The organism is Herbaspirillum sp. Her2 (genome assembly GCF_057961375.1).
Genome location: NZ_CM176331.1, coordinates 4,814,760 through 4,829,470, shown reverse-complemented (window position 1 = coordinate 4,829,470; position 14,711 = coordinate 4,814,760). Strand labels below are relative to the sequence as shown.

The following is a 14,711-nucleotide window of genomic DNA, read 5'->3' as shown; positions in this document are numbered from 1 at the left end:
ATCTCACTCGCTGCCGGTGAGGTTGAGGAAGGTATCGAGGATATGGAAGTGATCGTCGAAGAAGCTCGCCTCCATCGCCGCCAGTTGTGCAATCGGTGTCCACACCGCCTGGGCCGCATCATCGGCGGCCTCGACCTCGGGAAGTTGTTCCAGCCGCAGGTCAAAGTAGTAAGCGTGAGTGATGGTGCGGCCGCGCGCACTGCGGTCGGGGTGATCGAAAATCTTGACGTCCACCAGCGCCTCTTCCAGCGTCACATCCAGCACGGCCAGGTTGGTTTCCTCGGCCAGTTCGCGCAGGGCGGCCTGCATCAGGCGCTCGCGCTGGTCCAGGAAACCGCCGGGGATGGCCCACAGCCCGCGCCCCGGAAAGCCCTTGCGCTGTACCAGCAGCACGTGGTCCGCCGCGCGGATCACGGCATCCACTGTCGTGAAGACCGGCGGATAAGGTGCCGCAGCCCAGGCCGCTTGATACTTGCGCAACTGGCGATGTTCTTCCACCAGGGCGGCGTAATGCGGCAGCAGTGACCAGGCGCGCAGGTAGTGGCGCACGCTGGGCGGCACCATCGTGTCGAGAACGTCGAGGCTGACTTCCAGGTCCTCGGCCTCGAACCAGACAGTGCGAATGTCGGTGGCATCGATGTCGCCCGCGCGCGGCAGGGTTTCCAGCTGCCATTGCGGGAAGTGACGCAGGTAGTAGCTGGAGGCATCCTTGAAGTGCCCGACCAGCAGCACCCTTGCCTGGGGATCGGTCTCGGCCGCGACCAGGCGGCGCACTTCGGCGGACCAGCGGCGATCGTCGTAGTAATCGCGGGTAGCGACGAAGCGCAGGCGTTCGCGCTGGCCCGGCGGCATGGCACCGGCGATCATGGCGGCGCGCTCTTCCCAGGTGAAGGGGTTCTTGGTGTTGCGGGCGTGGAAGGCCGAACCCAGCACCACGATCACCGTGGCCGCGCGCTCCAGCGCGTGATGCAGCAGGTGCAGGTGGCCGTTGTGCACGGGCTGGAAGCGGCCGATCACCACGGCGGCATCGTATTGCGGAGTCAGGACGGGCATGCGCTTTCCTCAATTTTTATCAACAGGGTCGAACGGCCGTTCACCTGAATGATGGATGACGGATGACGGCCAGCGCCTCAATAGCGCACTGCGATCGGAATCTGCCTTCCGCTGCCAAAGGCCCGGGCGCGCACCCGGATCACTGGCGGCGACTGGCGGCGCTTGTATTCGTTGCGCGCCACCATGCGGCAGATGCGTTCGACCAGTGCTGCCCCGGTTTCGGTTCCGCTGAGCTGTTCGACTGCGCGGCTTGCCGCAAGGGCTTCATCGGCAGGAAGGCGGCTGCCTTCGATGTGCCACTTGAGAATCTCGTCCAGCAGCTCGTAAGGCGGCAGGCTGTCCGTATCGCGCTGGTCCGGGGCCAGTTCGGCCGAGGGGGCCTTGTCGATGATGGCCGCGGGGATGATCTCGCGGCCGGCCTGCGCATTGAGGTGGCGCGCCAGGGCATAGACCTCGGTCTTGTAGAGATCGCCGATCAGCCCCAGGCCACCGTTGGTATCGCCATACAGCGTGCAGTAGCCGACCGAGATCTCGCTCTTGTTGCCGGTGGTCAGCAGCAGCGCGTCATAGCCGTTGGAATACTCCATGAGGATGGCACCGCGCACGCGGGCTTGCAGGTTTTCCAGCGGCAGCCCGCGCAGGGGTGCGCCGAAGGCCTTGGCAAAACCGTCCTCGAACTCGCGCACCAGATCGGAAATGGGATGGCGGAACAGCGTCACGCCCAGCGCCTGGCACAGCGTTTCGGAATCATCGACCGAACCGGTGCTGGAGAACATCGACGGCATGGTCACCGCCACCACGTTCTGCGCACCCAGTGCCTCCACGGCCAGCGCGATGGTGAGCGCCGAATCGATGCCACCGGAACAACCGACCACCACCTTGCCGAAGCCGCAGCGGCGCGCATAGTCGCGCAGGCCCAGCAGGATCTGGCGGCGCTGAAATTCGGGCGTGGCCAGGGTCTGGTCTGCGCGGACCGGTTCGCCCACACCGTCGCTGCGCAGGAAGCGTCCGCTCTCGAAGGCGATGACCTGGAAATCCTCGGCCAGGCGCGCCGCCTCGAAGGCCAGTCCCTGCCGCGGCGACATGGCGAAGGAGCCGCCGTCATACACCAGCTGGTCCTGCCCGCCCACCTGGTTGACGTAGAGCAGCGCCATCTGGCGGCGCAGGCAGGCGGCCTGGAACAGCGCGTGGCGCTGGCTGCGCTTGCCCACATCCGACGGGCTGGCATTGATGGAGACCACCAGTTGCGCATCGGCCTGGGCCAGCTTCTCGAAGGGATTGACGCGATAGCTGCGCAGGTCGTCGTTCCAGCCATCCTCGCAGATCAGGAAGCCGACCCGCATGCCCTTGACCGGCAACACGCAGGCCGTCTCCGAACCGGCCTCGAAATGACGGCCATCATCGAAGACGCCATACACCGGCAGCAACTGCTTGTGATACTCGGCCACGATACCCCCCTCGCGCACCGCCAGCAGGGCATTGAAGAGCGGCTTGCCGGGGCCGGGATTGCGGCGCGGCGCGCCGATCACGGCAGTCAGTCCGGGCAGGCTGCGGGTGGCGTCGATGACCGATTGCAAGGTCTGCTCGGCCTGCGCCAGGAAGCGTGCTTCTTCCAGCAAATCGCCGGGGTAGTAGCCGCAGACCGAGAGTTCTGGAAAGACCACCAGGTCGGCACCGGCCCGGGCGGCGCGCTGCAGGGCATCGAGGTGAAGCGCCAGGTTGCCGGTGAAGTCACCGATGGTGGGATTGCATTGGGCGATGGCGATGCGAAGCATGATGCATCCTTTCTGCCGCCGCAGCGGCTCAGGCAGGGGTGGCCGGCGCAGCGATGCCGAACAGCTGGCGCAGGTAGGCCAGGAAAGTTTCATCCTTGCACAAAGTCTTGCCCGGCGAATCGGACAGCTTGGCCACGGCCTGGCCATTGCAGGACGACAGCTTCATGACGATGTTCAGCGGCGCGATGCCGGTGTCGTTGCTGAGGTTGGTGCCGATGCCGAAACCGGTCATGGCACGGTCGGAAAAATGACGATACAGGCGCAGCGCCTGCGGCAGGTCCAGTCCATCGGAGAACACCAGGCGCTTGGTGTTGGCATCCAGGCGCAGCTTGCGATAGTGCGCCAGCGCCTTCTCGCCCCATTCGAAGGGATCGCCCGAGTCGTGCCGCAGGCCGTCGAAGAGCTTGGCGAAATACAGGTCGAAGTCCGCCAGGAAGGCATCCATGCCGACCACGTCGGTCAGGGCCACGCCCAGGTCGCCGCGGTATTCCTGCACCCAGTCTTCCAGTGCGGCCTTCTGGAAATCACGCAGCCGCACGCCGAAGGATTGGTAGGACTGCAGGTATTCGTGAGCCATGGTGCCGATGGGCACCAGTTGATACTTCTTCGCTAGCCAAACGTTGGAGGTTCCCTTGAAATATTGCGGGACCTCGCGCGCCAGCGTGGCCACCACTTCCTCCTGCCACGCTCCGCTGTAGCGGCGGCGCACGCCGAAGTCGAAGAACTCGAAGGGATGACGGCCTGGCGCTTCAGCGGCGAAGGCGTGCAGCAGAGCAACCTTCTCCTCCAGACGGCGGCGCGCTTCTTCCCCGGCCGCTGCCGTGCCGATCCGGCGGAAATAGAGTTCGTTGACGATGTAGAGCACGAAGATTTCGAAGCCCATGACATGCACCTGCGGACCGCGCGCGACGATGCACAGGCGCTCGCCCTCGGTGCTGACCTCGATGAACTTGCGTTGGAAGCGGAACAGCGCGAGGAAGTCGATGAAGTCGCTCTTCATGTAGCGCAGCTGCGCCAGATAGGCCAGTTCATCACTGCTGAAGCGCAGGCTGCACAGGTGATCCAGCTCGCGCTCCACCTCGTCTTTCAATTCGGCCAGCGGGAATTGCGGCTGGTTGCGGCACACGAAGGTGTATTCGGCCTGGGCACCGGGATGGCTGTGCAGCAAGGCCTGCCACATGGTGAACTTGTAGAGATCGGTTTCCAGCAAACTACGAACGACGGGTGCCATGATGGGCACTCCTTTCAACGTGGATGGGTCAGGCGTTGGCTTGCAGTTCCTGCAGCACCTGCTCCGAAGTGGCCAGGCGCACGCCAGCCTGTGACATGGCCGCCAGGAAGTCCCGGTACTGCGCCTCGAAGCCGGCCACCGGACTCATGCAATCGGTCACCAGTACCAGCCGGGCACGGCCGGCGGCGTCGAGGTTGGCGGCGATGTGCTCGGTGGTGGCGCGCACGCAGTGGCTGCCCGCCTCGCCGGTGATGTAGACGGTATCGGCCTGCGCCAGGGTGGCGATGAAGCCACGGTTGAGCTGGGTGGCCGGATCGTCGTCAACCGGCACTTCGGCCATCACTGCGGAATAGTGCTCGGTCCACGGGTTGCTGCCCTTGCCCAGCTTGGTGACCACGCCCAGCGTGCGTTCTTCCCAGCGGTTGTAGGCGGCGCGCACATCGGCGTGGACCGCCCCGCCCCAGCTGCCGATCTCGCAGTGCACCGGCCAGACCATGAGGCGATAGCGTCCGGCGGTTTCCAGGGCATCGAGATAGGCCAGTGCGCGCGGCAATGCTTGCGGATCGCGTGGCAGGTAAGTGCCGGCACGGACCTGCGCGGCCTCAATCTGGGTGAAAGGCGTGACCGCCGCACCATCGGCTTGCTGCCAGAACGTGGGATGGGCGATGTCCAGCCTGTGGTGGGCGTCGAGGGTGATGCTGATGGCCGACAGGCCGGTACCGCCCTGGTCGATCAGACGCGCCACGCGTTGCAGGTCGGCATGGCTGCCCGCCACCGGCAGCGCTGGTTGCAGTATCCCGCCGGTAGCCGGGTCCACCGGCAGCCAGTCCGTCGGCAGGTCGCAGAAATCGTTTTGCGGATCGATCACGAGGAGATGCAGGGAGCGCTTCATGGTGTCCACCTTTCGGAGTGCGTCGGGTTACGGTAAGGCCAGTGTAGACCACTTAATTTAATTTTGCAACTAACAAAGATTTCGTGAATTTTCTAGATTGGCGCTTTAAATATGGCTTGCAGGTCATCCGTGATTCGAATCGCAACAAATAGATTCACAATGACACTAAGTACCTTTAGACTTCCCGGACTTGGACAAGGCGAGGAGAAAAATGGATCCGGTGATCTGCACAGTGGATGTGGCGTTGCTCACGCTCACGGCCGAGGGGCTGGAAGTGGCGCTGCTCAAGCGCGAACATGCGCCCTTCAAGGGGGTGGCGGCGCTGCCCGGCGGCTACATTCATGCGCGCACTGACGTCGATGCGCGCGATGCCGCGCGCCGCGTGCTGCTGGACAAGACCGGCATCGCCGCGCCCTATCTGGAACAACTGGCCACCTTCTCCGGTGCGGCGCGTGATCCGCGCGGCTGGTCGATCTCGATCGCGTATTACGCGCTGGTACCGGCCAGCACCATCGCCCAGGCCGAGCGGGACGAGGTCCGCCTGCACAGCGTGGACCGCCTGCCGCCGCTGCCCTTCGACCATGGCGACATCATCGGCACCGCCGTCTCGCGCCTGCGCAGCAAGAGCCAGTATTCGTCGCTGCCCTGCCATCTGCTGGGCGATGTCTTTACCTTGCCGCAGTTGCAGCGGGTCTATGAAGTGCTGATGGGCGAGAGCATCAACAAGGTGAGTTTCCGCCGCAAGATGACCGAGATGGACATGCTCGATCCGGTGGACGGACAGTTCGAGAGCGGGGCGCATCGTCCGGCGCAGCTGTATCGCCTGAAGCCCGCCTTTCGTGAAGAGTTGCAGTTGCTGGAGCGCGGGCTTTGAGGCAAATGGCGCTTCGAAACCGGACAGGCGCAAACGAAAGCGGCGCACCCACTGTGGGTGCGCCGCTTTTTTCATATCGAAATTCTTGAGCCAGGCTCAGGCACAGCAATTGCCGCCGCTATCGGCACAGCGTTCACGGCGCTGCAATTCACGGCGGTGGCGCACACGTTGCGAGACGCGATAGACGGCGCGCTGGGTCAGCATCATGGACAGGGTGCTCAAGCTGAACTCGGCGGCAATGAGCAAACCGACCAGAGCGGCAAATTGCAGGTAGATCCGTGGATACACGGAAAGACTACGCGAGAACAGTTGATGCAGCATGATGAGTTCCTCTTTCTTGTTTTACGTGCCGGGGGTTCTGCTACACACCAGTGACGATGCAGCGAACCGCGATGCGTGGCCGGTCATGCCGGTCCACGCATCGGATCACCCTGCATCAGGCACCAGCGTAGGTCGAATCGGCAACGCTGCCGGCGGTTTGCACGGCGCTCTTGGCAGCAGCGTTGCTGACGGCCGGGAACACCGAGTCAGGCTGGTTGGCGATGCCTTGTGCCTGGGCGCGGACCAGGTCGGCCTTCACGGCAGCGCGGGTGGTGTGCGAGACGAAAGGCTTGTCAACCGGGTATTGGGCTTCAGCGAAAGCGACGGACGAAGCGGACAGGGCCAGGACAGCGGCGATGATGGTCTTTGCGGACATGATGTTTCTCCTTGAATGCGTTACGTTAAGTGGACTTCAGTCGGGTTGATTTCTGTTCAGTGATGCGTGGGGCCGGGATGTCGTTCGGCTTACGCCACTCACTCTCTAGAACCGCATCGTTTCTTGCGTTGCGATGTCGTTCATCGATGGACTGAAGTCTACGGAAGAGCGCTCAGGAGAAAAACCATGCTGGAAAGAATTGAGTGTTCCGGGTTCTGGAACAATCGCCATTGCCTATCGAGCCGATAGTCCGAAAGTGATACAAAGCCGCGCCATCAGGTCCACTGGCGCTGGTTCGCGCGCAGGGGCTGGGTGTATTCCTCGTGCTGGACCTGCTTCGCTACCGGACGGGCAGGGCCGGTCTCGGCGCGCACGCGCACCTCGGGCGCGCTGGTTTGCGAGGACATCTGCACTGCAGGCTGCAGCTGGCGCGGAGGACGGACCACCGGCGGCAAACGTCCACCCGCGAGCGTTTTACGCGAGCGCTTGCGCATCGGATCGTCAATTTGCTCAAGCTGGCGGGCAGGCTGGCCGGTTCTGGATTGGTCGGTAGCTGGCATGATTCGGTTCTCCCATCTTGTGGCGGGCACGTTGGCTGCCTTCATTGTCGGGGAGCAGTATCACGCCGGAGGACCGGGCGGTTAAGCGGACAACGGCTCTGCCTGCTGTAGGAAAGCAGGCAGAGCCGCAGCTGACGGCAGCGCCGAATGCGCCCGGATCAGAAGTGATGGTCGTAGCGGATCTGGAACTTGCTGTTCTCGGCCCGGTTGCGCACGGCGAATTCCTGGTACACGTTGAAGAACAGCAGGTCGCGCTCGGACAATCTCACCATGGCCGCCGGCCCCAGTCCGACCACGCGCTCGCGCCGCCCGCCCACATCGCTGCCGTTGACCTTGGTATCGGTGATCTGCTGCAGCCAGTAGCCGGCCGCGCCGATGGTCAGCGCCGGATTGAGCACGTACTCGGCGGAGAAGTTGGCATGCACCGCCTGCCCCGCCTGCGTGGAACTGACGTTGTTGCCGAAAGCCGCATTGGGCGAGTTGTTGCGGGCATTCCAGAGATAGTGCAGACGCCAGCTGAAACTCAGGTTCTGGCTGGCCCACAGCGTACCGGCCCAATAGGGATCGAAGGACCAGGTATTGCTGCCCGGATTGACGGTGGCATTGCGGTCATAGGCCCCGGTCGGCAGGATGAACTGCAGTTCGAACCGCTGCGAATAAAGCGGCCCTTGCGCCCCCATGACGGGATCGTACTGCACAGACACGCCGGCGCTGATGTCGCCAATGCCGGTATTGCCGCGAAGGATGGCATTGTTGGCACCATCGTCCACCTTGGCATTGGCCACCCACGGCACCAGCACCTGGAAGCCCAGTTGCTTGTTGCCGAATTTGGCCCCCGGTGGCACGTAGATGAACTGGCTGATGGGGGCGAACACGCTGATGTCCTGGGTGGCAGGAAATCCCAGCCGGTTGCCGTTGTTGTCCACCAGTTTGGTGGCCTTGGTGTAGGTGAGGTATTCGACGAAGTAAAAGCCGGGACCGCCGGGCAGCGGTGCGCCGTCGAAGAAACTGGTCCCGCCCATGTTGACGGCGGGCTGGTCGTAGGCGCTGGCCAGCGCGGGCAGCAGGCTCAGGCTCAGTGCCAGCCGCGCCGCGCGCCGGCGGGCGGGCTGTCGGTGCTCTCTCATGGTGTCTCCTTGTATTGTTATCGGATGGGGCGCTTGCCGTGCGCCGGATTCAGAGATAGGTCGAGGCCAGTCCGCCATCGACCGGCAGGTTCACGCCATTGATCCAGCGGCTGCCGTCATCGCACAGCCAGACGATGGCTGCAGCGATCTCGTCCGGATAGGCCGGACGCTTCATGCGATGGGCATCCTTCTGCACGCGGTCCTGCCCGAGCATGGTCACGAAATCGCCCAGGATGGGCGTGAGCACCGGGCCCGGCGCAACGCTGTTCATGCGGACCGAATGCTTCAGGAACCAGGGCTGGGCCTGGGCCATGCTCCAGACGATGAGCGCTTCCTTGAAATACTGATAGCAGCGCTCCTGCGGCACCGGATGCTGCGCCAGCCACTCGGCCCCGGCCGCAAAACCGGCGGTCTGCGCCAGCGCCTTGTGCTGGTCCAGGCGCTGCGGCCATTCGGCACCGAGGATGGAAGCCACGTTGACGATGGCGCTGCCCGGCGGCATGCGGCGAATCAGCAGCTCGGTAAGATGGCGCAAGCCGAGATAGTTCACGCGTGCAACCAAGTCCGCCGGGGCCGTGCCGGGCACACCGGCGATGTTGCACAGGCCATCGATCTTCTCGGGCAATTGCGCGGCGGCGTCATGGATGGCATCGGCGGTGGAGAGATCGGCCTGCACGAAACCCTCCACGCTGATGATCGGTGCATTGCGATCCACCCCGATCACGCGGGCCCCCTGGACCCGCAGCAGCCGGGCGGTCTCGGCACCGATGCCGGAAGAAACGCCGGTAACGACGATGGTCTTGTCTTGCAGTGTCATGCTGGTCTCCTTGAATAATATCGTTTGGTTTTTTTACAGCGGCACGCATGCGACGGAGTCAGAAGGGATACGGCGTGGCCTGCTCCTTGACGGTGATCCACTTCCATTGCGTGTACTCTTCCCAGTCGGCCGGCCCGCCCACACTGGTGCCGTTGCCTGCAATGCCGGGACCACCGAAGGGGTTCACGCACTCGTCATTGACGGTCTGGTCATTGACGTGGACCATGCCTTGGCGCAACCGTCCCGCCACCCGCATGGCGCGGGCCAGCGAACCGGAGATCACGCCGGCGGCCAGTCCGCCCTGGTTCTGGTTGGCCAGGGTGATGGCTTCTTCCTCGGAATCCACCGTGATGACGCTGGCCACCGGACCAAAGATTTCTTCATCAAATACGCGCATGCCGGGCCGCACGCCGGACAGCACCGTCGGCTGATAGAACAAACCTTCATAGGAGCCTCCAGCCAGCAAGCGTGCGCCGGCCGCCACGCTGTCCTGCACCAGCCCGTGCACGCGCTGAAGCTGGCGCGCATCGATCAGCGGGCCCAGCGCCACCTGGCCGCTGGCCCCATCGCCCACGGGCAGGTGACGCGCCTTGTCCACCAGGCGCTCCAGCAGACCCGCTGCCTGCGAGGCGTGGACCAGGATGCGATTGGCTGCCATGCAGATCTGCCCCTGATGCAGCCACGCGCCCCAGGCCGCGTTGCTGGCGGCGACGTCGAGGTCGGCATCGTCGAGGATCACCAGCGCATTGGCCCCGCCCAGTTCCAGCGAGACCTTCTTGAGATGGCGTCCGGCCAGCTCGCCGATGCGGCGGCCCACGGCGGGCGAACCGGTGAAAGCGATCATCGGCACCTGCGGTGCCGTCACCAGCGCCTCGCCGGCCTCCGCGCCACCGGGCAGCACGTGCAGCAGACCGGCCGGCAAACCCGCTTCCTCAAAGATGCGCGCCAGCATGAAGCCACCGGACACGGGCGTGCGCACATCCGGCTTGACCACCACCGCATTGCCCGCCGCCAGCGCCGGCGCCACCGTGCGCAAGGTCAGGATCAGCGGGAAATTGAAAGGCGAGATCACCCCGATCACGCCCAGTGGCGCACGTCTGGCGATGCTCAGGCGACCCGGCGCGCTGGGCAGCAACTGTCCCTGCGCCTGCAGCGGCATGCCGGCCGCGAGGTGGCACAGGGTGATCGCTTCGCGCACCTCATGTTCGCCCTTGAAGAGCACGCCGCCGGTCTCGCGCGCCACCATGCGCGCGAGCTCATCGAAGTGCTGCTGGAACAGGTTGCCCGCGCGACGGAAGAACTCGGCACGCTCACGCGGCGGCACCGCCACCCATTCGGCCTGAGCGGCCACGGCGGCCTGGACGGAGATGGCCACGTCATCCGCGCCGGCCAGACCGACCTCGGTCAGCGGTGCGCCGGTGGCCGGTTCGATGACGGTGGTGCCGTGTGCGGTTTCTTCCCAGCGGCCACGGAACAGGTGGCGTTGCCAGCGGGCAGGATCGAGCAAGGGGGTGGATGGGGCGGACATGCGGGTCTCCTTTGTAATGGCCGGTGAAACCGGATCGGCAGCCATTCTGCAAAGCCTGTGCCACCGCGCTGCGCGCCATCCCATGCGGCTTCGCAGCAAGCTCATCCATCCGCGACGGGGACGGCCAGAGCGGGTTTCAGGGAGAGATTTTTGCTGCGATGGAGCGGCGTTCTTGACGCACTGCAGCTTGCGCATTTGCGCAAATTCGCCAACCATCAGCCCACTGAATTTCATCATTTGATGAACCGGGCCCGCGCCCGTCCCGCTTGTCCCTTTCCGCCAGGAGTTCGCCCATGCCGCCATCCCAGCGTATTTCCCTTGCCGAGATGGTACGCAGCCAGGGCAGCGCCGCCGCCCCGGTGCAGCTGAGTTCGGCCAGCACCGACCGCTGGAGCGTGGATGCCCATCCGACCCTGGCGGACCTGGGCGAATGCCTGTTCTTCTCGCCCGGCGACGGCCGCATCTGGCTCAATGACCAGCGCATGCTGCTCATCCACAGCCGCAGCATGGGGACGCTGCGGCGCGAGCTGATCGACAATCTCGGCATCGACAAGGCGCGCGGCCTGCTGACCCGCGCCGGCTACATCTCCGGCGCGCGCGATGCGCAGCTGGTGCGCGAACGCTGGCCCGAGGCCGATCCCTCCACCATCCTCATGGCCGGCACCCGGCTGCATACGCTGGAGGGGGTGGTCAAGGTAATCCCGGTCAGCTTCAGCTATGACCCCGACAGTGGCCGCTACGAGGGCGAATTCCTGTGGCACAACTCCAGCGAAGCCGATGAACACCTGGCCGCCTACGGCGTCGCCACCGCGCCCTCGTGCTGGCAGCAGATCGGCTATGCCATCGGTTATGTCAGCACGCTGCTGGGACATCTGGTGATCTTCCGCGAAGTGGAATGCCGCGCCATGGGCACGCCGCATTGCCGCGTGATCGGCAAGTCGGCCGAACTGTGGAGCGATGCCGAAGACGACCTGCGCTACCTCAATGCCCAGGACTTCGTCGGCAGCGGCATGCTGGCCACCGATGGCGAAGCCGCCGCCAACAGCCACAGCGGGCTCAGCGCCGAGGCGGCGGAAGCCATGGAGGCTGATCTGACGCGCGCGCTGGTAGGCACTTCCTCGGCCTTCAACGCCGCCTGCCATCTGCTGAACCGGGTGGCACCGACGGATGCGACGGTGCTCTTCACGGGCGAGTCGGGCGTGGGCAAGGAGCGCTTTGCACGCATGCTTCACCAGATCGGCCGCCGCGAACGCCAGCCCTTCGTGGCCATCAATTGCGCCGCCATTCCCGAGACGCTGATCGAGACCGAACTGTTTGGCGTCGAACGCGGTGCCTATACCGGGGCCACGCAATCCCGCGCGGGCCGCTTCGAACTGGCCGACGGCGGTACGCTGTTCCTTGATGAAGTGGGGACCTTGAGCCTGGTGGCGCAAGGCAAGCTGCTGCGGGTGCTGCAGGAGGGTGAATTCGAGCGCGTCGGTTCGACCCGTCCGCTCAAGGTCAAGGTACGGGTGGTGGCCGCGACCAATGAGGACCTGGCGGTGGCGGTAAGGGAGGGGCGCTTCCGGCAAGACCTGTTCTTCCGCCTCAACGTGTTCCCGATCCACCTGCCGCCGCTGCGCGAGCGGCGCGACGACATTCCGCTGTTGATGAATCACTTCCTCAAGTTCTACGGGCAACGCCACGGGATAGCGGTACGCGGGTTCACGCAGCGTGCGGTGCAGGCGCTGCTCAACTACAGCTTCCCCGGCAACATCCGCGAACTGCAGAACCTGATCGAGCGCGGCGTGATCCTGGCGCAGGGGCATCCGCTGGATTTGCCGCATATGTTCATCAGCGGTGAGACGCTCAATGACGAGGTGCTGTCGCTGGCCCTGCAAGGCGAAGGGGAAGGCGAGACCGGCACGCTCGCCGGGCGCCAGGGCCAGCGCAGCAAGGAAGCTTCACATCAGCCTGAAGGCAGCCTGCTGGAGACGGTGCAGCAATGGCGCGGCGGCCGCAAGGAGGAAGGTGATGCGCTCTCCCTGCCCGCGCTGGAGCAGACCCTGATCGCCGAGGCCATCGAACGGGCCGGCGGCAACCTGTCGGCGGCGGCACGCCTGCTTGGCATCACGCGGGCGCAGCTGGCGTACCGGCAGCAGAAGCGGGAAAGTTAGGGAATGTGCGGGCATCTCCTGGCAGGCAGGAGACGAGACGAAGAGCGTCAGGCGACATTCTTGTAGGGACTGGGACGGTCGGCCTCATCGGCCACGATCTGCATCTCGCCGATGCGGTTGCGCAGTTCTTCCCAAGGATGGATGGGCAGATCCTTGTCGAGATGTTCGGATTGCCTGCGCGCGGACAGATCTTCCACCTCCTGCATCACTCGGTCCTGCCAGCGGTGTTCGAGCGCGATGAACAATGCAATGGCCGCCACCAGCCCGACCGAACAGATGGCCAGGGCGGCATAGATGGCGTACTGCATGATGGTATCGAACCAGTCCATGTCCTCCCCGTCCTCGTTGTTTGATGGCAATACGGCGATGGTAGCTTGCGGATGGGTTGACGCCCATCAGGAAATGACTGAGGCACCCCCGGCCACACGTCACCCAGCTCATCCACAGGAACCCGCGCTGCCAGCGGGCGGTCTGCCATTCAGGCGCAGGCTGCACGGTGCGGCTCGTCTCGCACACGGAGCCCTCGATGATTGCCACCCCATCCGCCACCATCCCTGCCCGCCTCGACCGCCTGCCGTGGTCACGCTGGCATTGGCGCGTGGTCATCGCCTTGGGCGTGGCCTGGGTGCTGGACGGGCTGGAAGTCACGCTGGTCGGCTCGCTGGGCAGCGTGCTGGAGCGCAGCGATACGCTGGCGCTCGATGCGGCGCAGGTCGGCTGGACCGGCTCGCTCTACATCGCCGGTACCGTACTGGGCGCGCTGGTCTTCGGCCGCCTCACCGACCGGCTGGGACGCAAGCGGCTCTTCATGCTCACGCTGATGCTGTACATGGCGGCGACACTGGCCACCGCCTTTGCGCAGGATTTCCTGTTCCTGGCGCTGTGCCGCTTCGTGACTGGCCTTGGCATCGGCGGCGAATACGCGGCCATCAATTCCGCCATTGATGAGCTGGTACCGGCGCGCGTGCGCGGACGGGTCAATCTCATCATCAACGCCAGTTTCTGGATCGGGGCGGCGCTGGGTGCCGGGCTGTCGCTGGTGATCCTCGATCCGCAGGTGATGGGTGCGGCACTGGGCTGGCGCGCCTGCTTCCTGCTCGGGGCCGTGCTGGCGGTGGCGGTGCTGCTGGTGCGGCGGCATGTGCCGGAGAGTCCGCGCTGGCTGCTCATGCACGGCCGCCACGCCGAAGCCGAAGACGTGGTGCGCCGGATCGAAGCGGAGGTCGAGCAGCAACATGGCCCCCTGCCCGCCGTGGAACACGCCGCGAGCGCATCGACCCGGAGTGGTAAGGCAGGCAGCGGCATGCTGCCCTGGCGCGAGATCGCCCACGTGCTGCTGCATCGCTATCGCCAGCGCAGCGTGATGGTGGCCCTGATGATGGTGGCGCAGGCCTTTGTCTACAACGCCATCTTCTTTACCTACTCGCTGGTGCTCACGCGCTTCTTCCGGGTGCCGGACCATCGCGTGGCGCTCTACATCTTCCCGTTTGCGCTGGGCAATGTGCTCGGGCCGCTGCTGTTGGGCCATCTGTTCGACAGCATCGGCCGTCGCCGCATGATTGCGGCCACTTACCTGCTCTCCGGTGCAGGATTGGCCGCCACGGCCTGGGCCTTCAATGCCGGGATGCTGGATGCGCGTTCACTGGCGCTGTGCTGGAGCGCAGTGTTCTTCGTGGCCTCGGCGGCGGCCAGCTCGGCCTACCTGACGGCCAGCGAGGTATTCCCGCTGCGCATGCGTGCCATGGCCATTTCGATTTTCTATGCCATCGGGACCGGCGTGGGCGGATTCATCGCGCCGGTGCTGCTGGGCTGGCTCATCGCCAGCGGTGACCGCCATGCAGTGGCAGCGGGCTATGCGCTGGGCGCATGCCTGGCGCTGCTGGCCGGGGTGTGCGCGCTGCGCTTTGCGGTGGACGCAGAACGGCGCACGCTGGAAGAAGTGGCGGAATGGAAATCCTGAATGCCTGAGCTGATGACGATGCTGTTCAGTCATCAGCCAGG

Annotated in this window: 14 protein-coding genes; 3 read left to right on the top strand and 11 right to left on the bottom strand. The window is 64.9% G+C overall.

Features of this window, described 5'->3' with window-relative positions:
* Positions 1 to 3: 3 nt before the first annotated feature.
* The 4 genes from ACWHXP_RS21880 to ACWHXP_RS21865 all read right to left on the bottom strand — a co-directional run bounded on the left by ACWHXP_RS21880 (position 4) and on the right by ACWHXP_RS21865 (position 4,951).
* Complete coding sequence (locus tag ACWHXP_RS21880) at positions 4 to 1,053, bottom strand: bifunctional nicotinamide-nucleotide adenylyltransferase/Nudix hydroxylase (protein ID WP_310836733.1); 1,050 nt, start codon at positions 1,051 to 1,053, stop codon at positions 4 to 6.
* Between the two features lie 77 nt (positions 1,054 to 1,130).
* The gene (locus tag ACWHXP_RS21875; RefSeq protein ID WP_489635061.1) at positions 1,131 to 2,828 is read right to left on the bottom strand and encodes an NAD+ synthase; all 1,698 of its coding nucleotides are present in this window, start codon (positions 2,826 to 2,828) and stop codon (positions 1,131 to 1,133) included.
* Between the two features lie 28 nt (positions 2,829 to 2,856).
* On the bottom strand, positions 2,857 to 4,059 hold the full coding sequence (gene pncB, locus ACWHXP_RS21870) for a nicotinate phosphoribosyltransferase (RefSeq protein ID WP_310840058.1): 1,203 nt from the start codon (positions 4,057 to 4,059) through the stop codon (positions 2,857 to 2,859).
* A gap of 28 nt (positions 4,060 to 4,087) precedes the next feature.
* Positions 4,088 to 4,951 carry a cysteine hydrolase family protein gene (locus ACWHXP_RS21865; protein WP_489635062.1) on the bottom strand — a complete coding sequence of 288 codons (864 nt, stop codon included), beginning with the start codon at positions 4,949 to 4,951 and terminating at the stop codon, positions 4,088 to 4,090.
* A 211-nt stretch (positions 4,952 to 5,162) separates the two neighbouring features.
* Between ACWHXP_RS21865 and ACWHXP_RS21860 the strand changes: the two genes are divergently transcribed.
* Complete coding sequence (locus tag ACWHXP_RS21860) at positions 5,163 to 5,825, top strand: NUDIX hydrolase (protein ID WP_034333177.1); 663 nt, start codon at positions 5,163 to 5,165, stop codon at positions 5,823 to 5,825.
* Positions 5,826 to 5,921: 96 nt separating this feature from the next.
* Here ACWHXP_RS21860 and ACWHXP_RS21855 read toward each other — a convergent pair whose 3' ends face one another.
* The 6 genes from ACWHXP_RS21855 to ACWHXP_RS21830 all read right to left on the bottom strand — a co-directional run bounded on the left by ACWHXP_RS21855 (position 5,922) and on the right by ACWHXP_RS21830 (position 10,554).
* Entirely contained in the window at positions 5,922 to 6,146 is a 225-nt protein-coding gene (locus ACWHXP_RS21855; RefSeq protein ID WP_121041128.1) for a hypothetical protein, read from the bottom strand.
* Positions 6,147 to 6,261: 115 nt separating this feature from the next.
* On the bottom strand, positions 6,262 to 6,522 hold the full coding sequence (locus ACWHXP_RS21850) for a DUF4148 domain-containing protein (protein WP_209583474.1): 261 nt from the start codon (positions 6,520 to 6,522) through the stop codon (positions 6,262 to 6,264).
* Positions 6,523 to 6,797: 275 nt separating this feature from the next.
* The gene (locus ACWHXP_RS21845) at positions 6,798 to 7,082 is read right to left on the bottom strand and encodes a hypothetical protein (protein WP_489635063.1); all 285 of its coding nucleotides are present in this window, start codon (positions 7,080 to 7,082) and stop codon (positions 6,798 to 6,800) included.
* 158 nt (positions 7,083 to 7,240) lie between these two features.
* Positions 7,241 to 8,209, bottom strand: coding sequence for a SphA family protein (locus tag ACWHXP_RS21840; protein ID WP_121041131.1), 969 nt, complete (start codon positions 8,207 to 8,209; stop codon positions 7,241 to 7,243).
* A gap of 49 nt (positions 8,210 to 8,258) precedes the next feature.
* The gene (locus ACWHXP_RS21835; protein ID WP_121041133.1) at positions 8,259 to 9,026 is read right to left on the bottom strand and encodes a coniferyl-alcohol dehydrogenase; all 768 of its coding nucleotides are present in this window, start codon (positions 9,024 to 9,026) and stop codon (positions 8,259 to 8,261) included.
* 58 nt (positions 9,027 to 9,084) lie between these two features.
* On the bottom strand, positions 9,085 to 10,554 hold the full coding sequence (locus ACWHXP_RS21830; RefSeq protein ID WP_489635064.1) for a benzaldehyde dehydrogenase: 1,470 nt from the start codon (positions 10,552 to 10,554) through the stop codon (positions 9,085 to 9,087).
* A 293-nt stretch (positions 10,555 to 10,847) separates the two neighbouring features.
* On the opposite strand from ACWHXP_RS21830, the gene ACWHXP_RS21825 reads away from it, so the two are divergent.
* Positions 10,848 to 12,710 carry a sigma 54-interacting transcriptional regulator gene (locus tag ACWHXP_RS21825; protein WP_489635065.1) on the top strand — a complete coding sequence of 621 codons (1,863 nt, stop codon included), beginning with the start codon at positions 10,848 to 10,850 and terminating at the stop codon, positions 12,708 to 12,710.
* Between the two features lie 47 nt (positions 12,711 to 12,757).
* Here the strand turns inward: ACWHXP_RS21825 and ACWHXP_RS21820 are convergent, their stop codons facing one another.
* Positions 12,758 to 13,039 (bottom strand): hypothetical protein, encoded by a 282-nt coding sequence (locus ACWHXP_RS21820; RefSeq protein ID WP_121041139.1) that lies wholly within the window; start codon positions 13,037 to 13,039, stop codon positions 12,758 to 12,760.
* 197 nt (positions 13,040 to 13,236) lie between these two features.
* Between ACWHXP_RS21820 and ACWHXP_RS21815 the strand changes: the two genes are divergently transcribed.
* Complete coding sequence (locus ACWHXP_RS21815; RefSeq protein WP_489635066.1) at positions 13,237 to 14,670, top strand: MFS transporter; 1,434 nt, start codon at positions 13,237 to 13,239, stop codon at positions 14,668 to 14,670.
* Positions 14,671 to 14,711 lie beyond the last annotated feature (41 nt).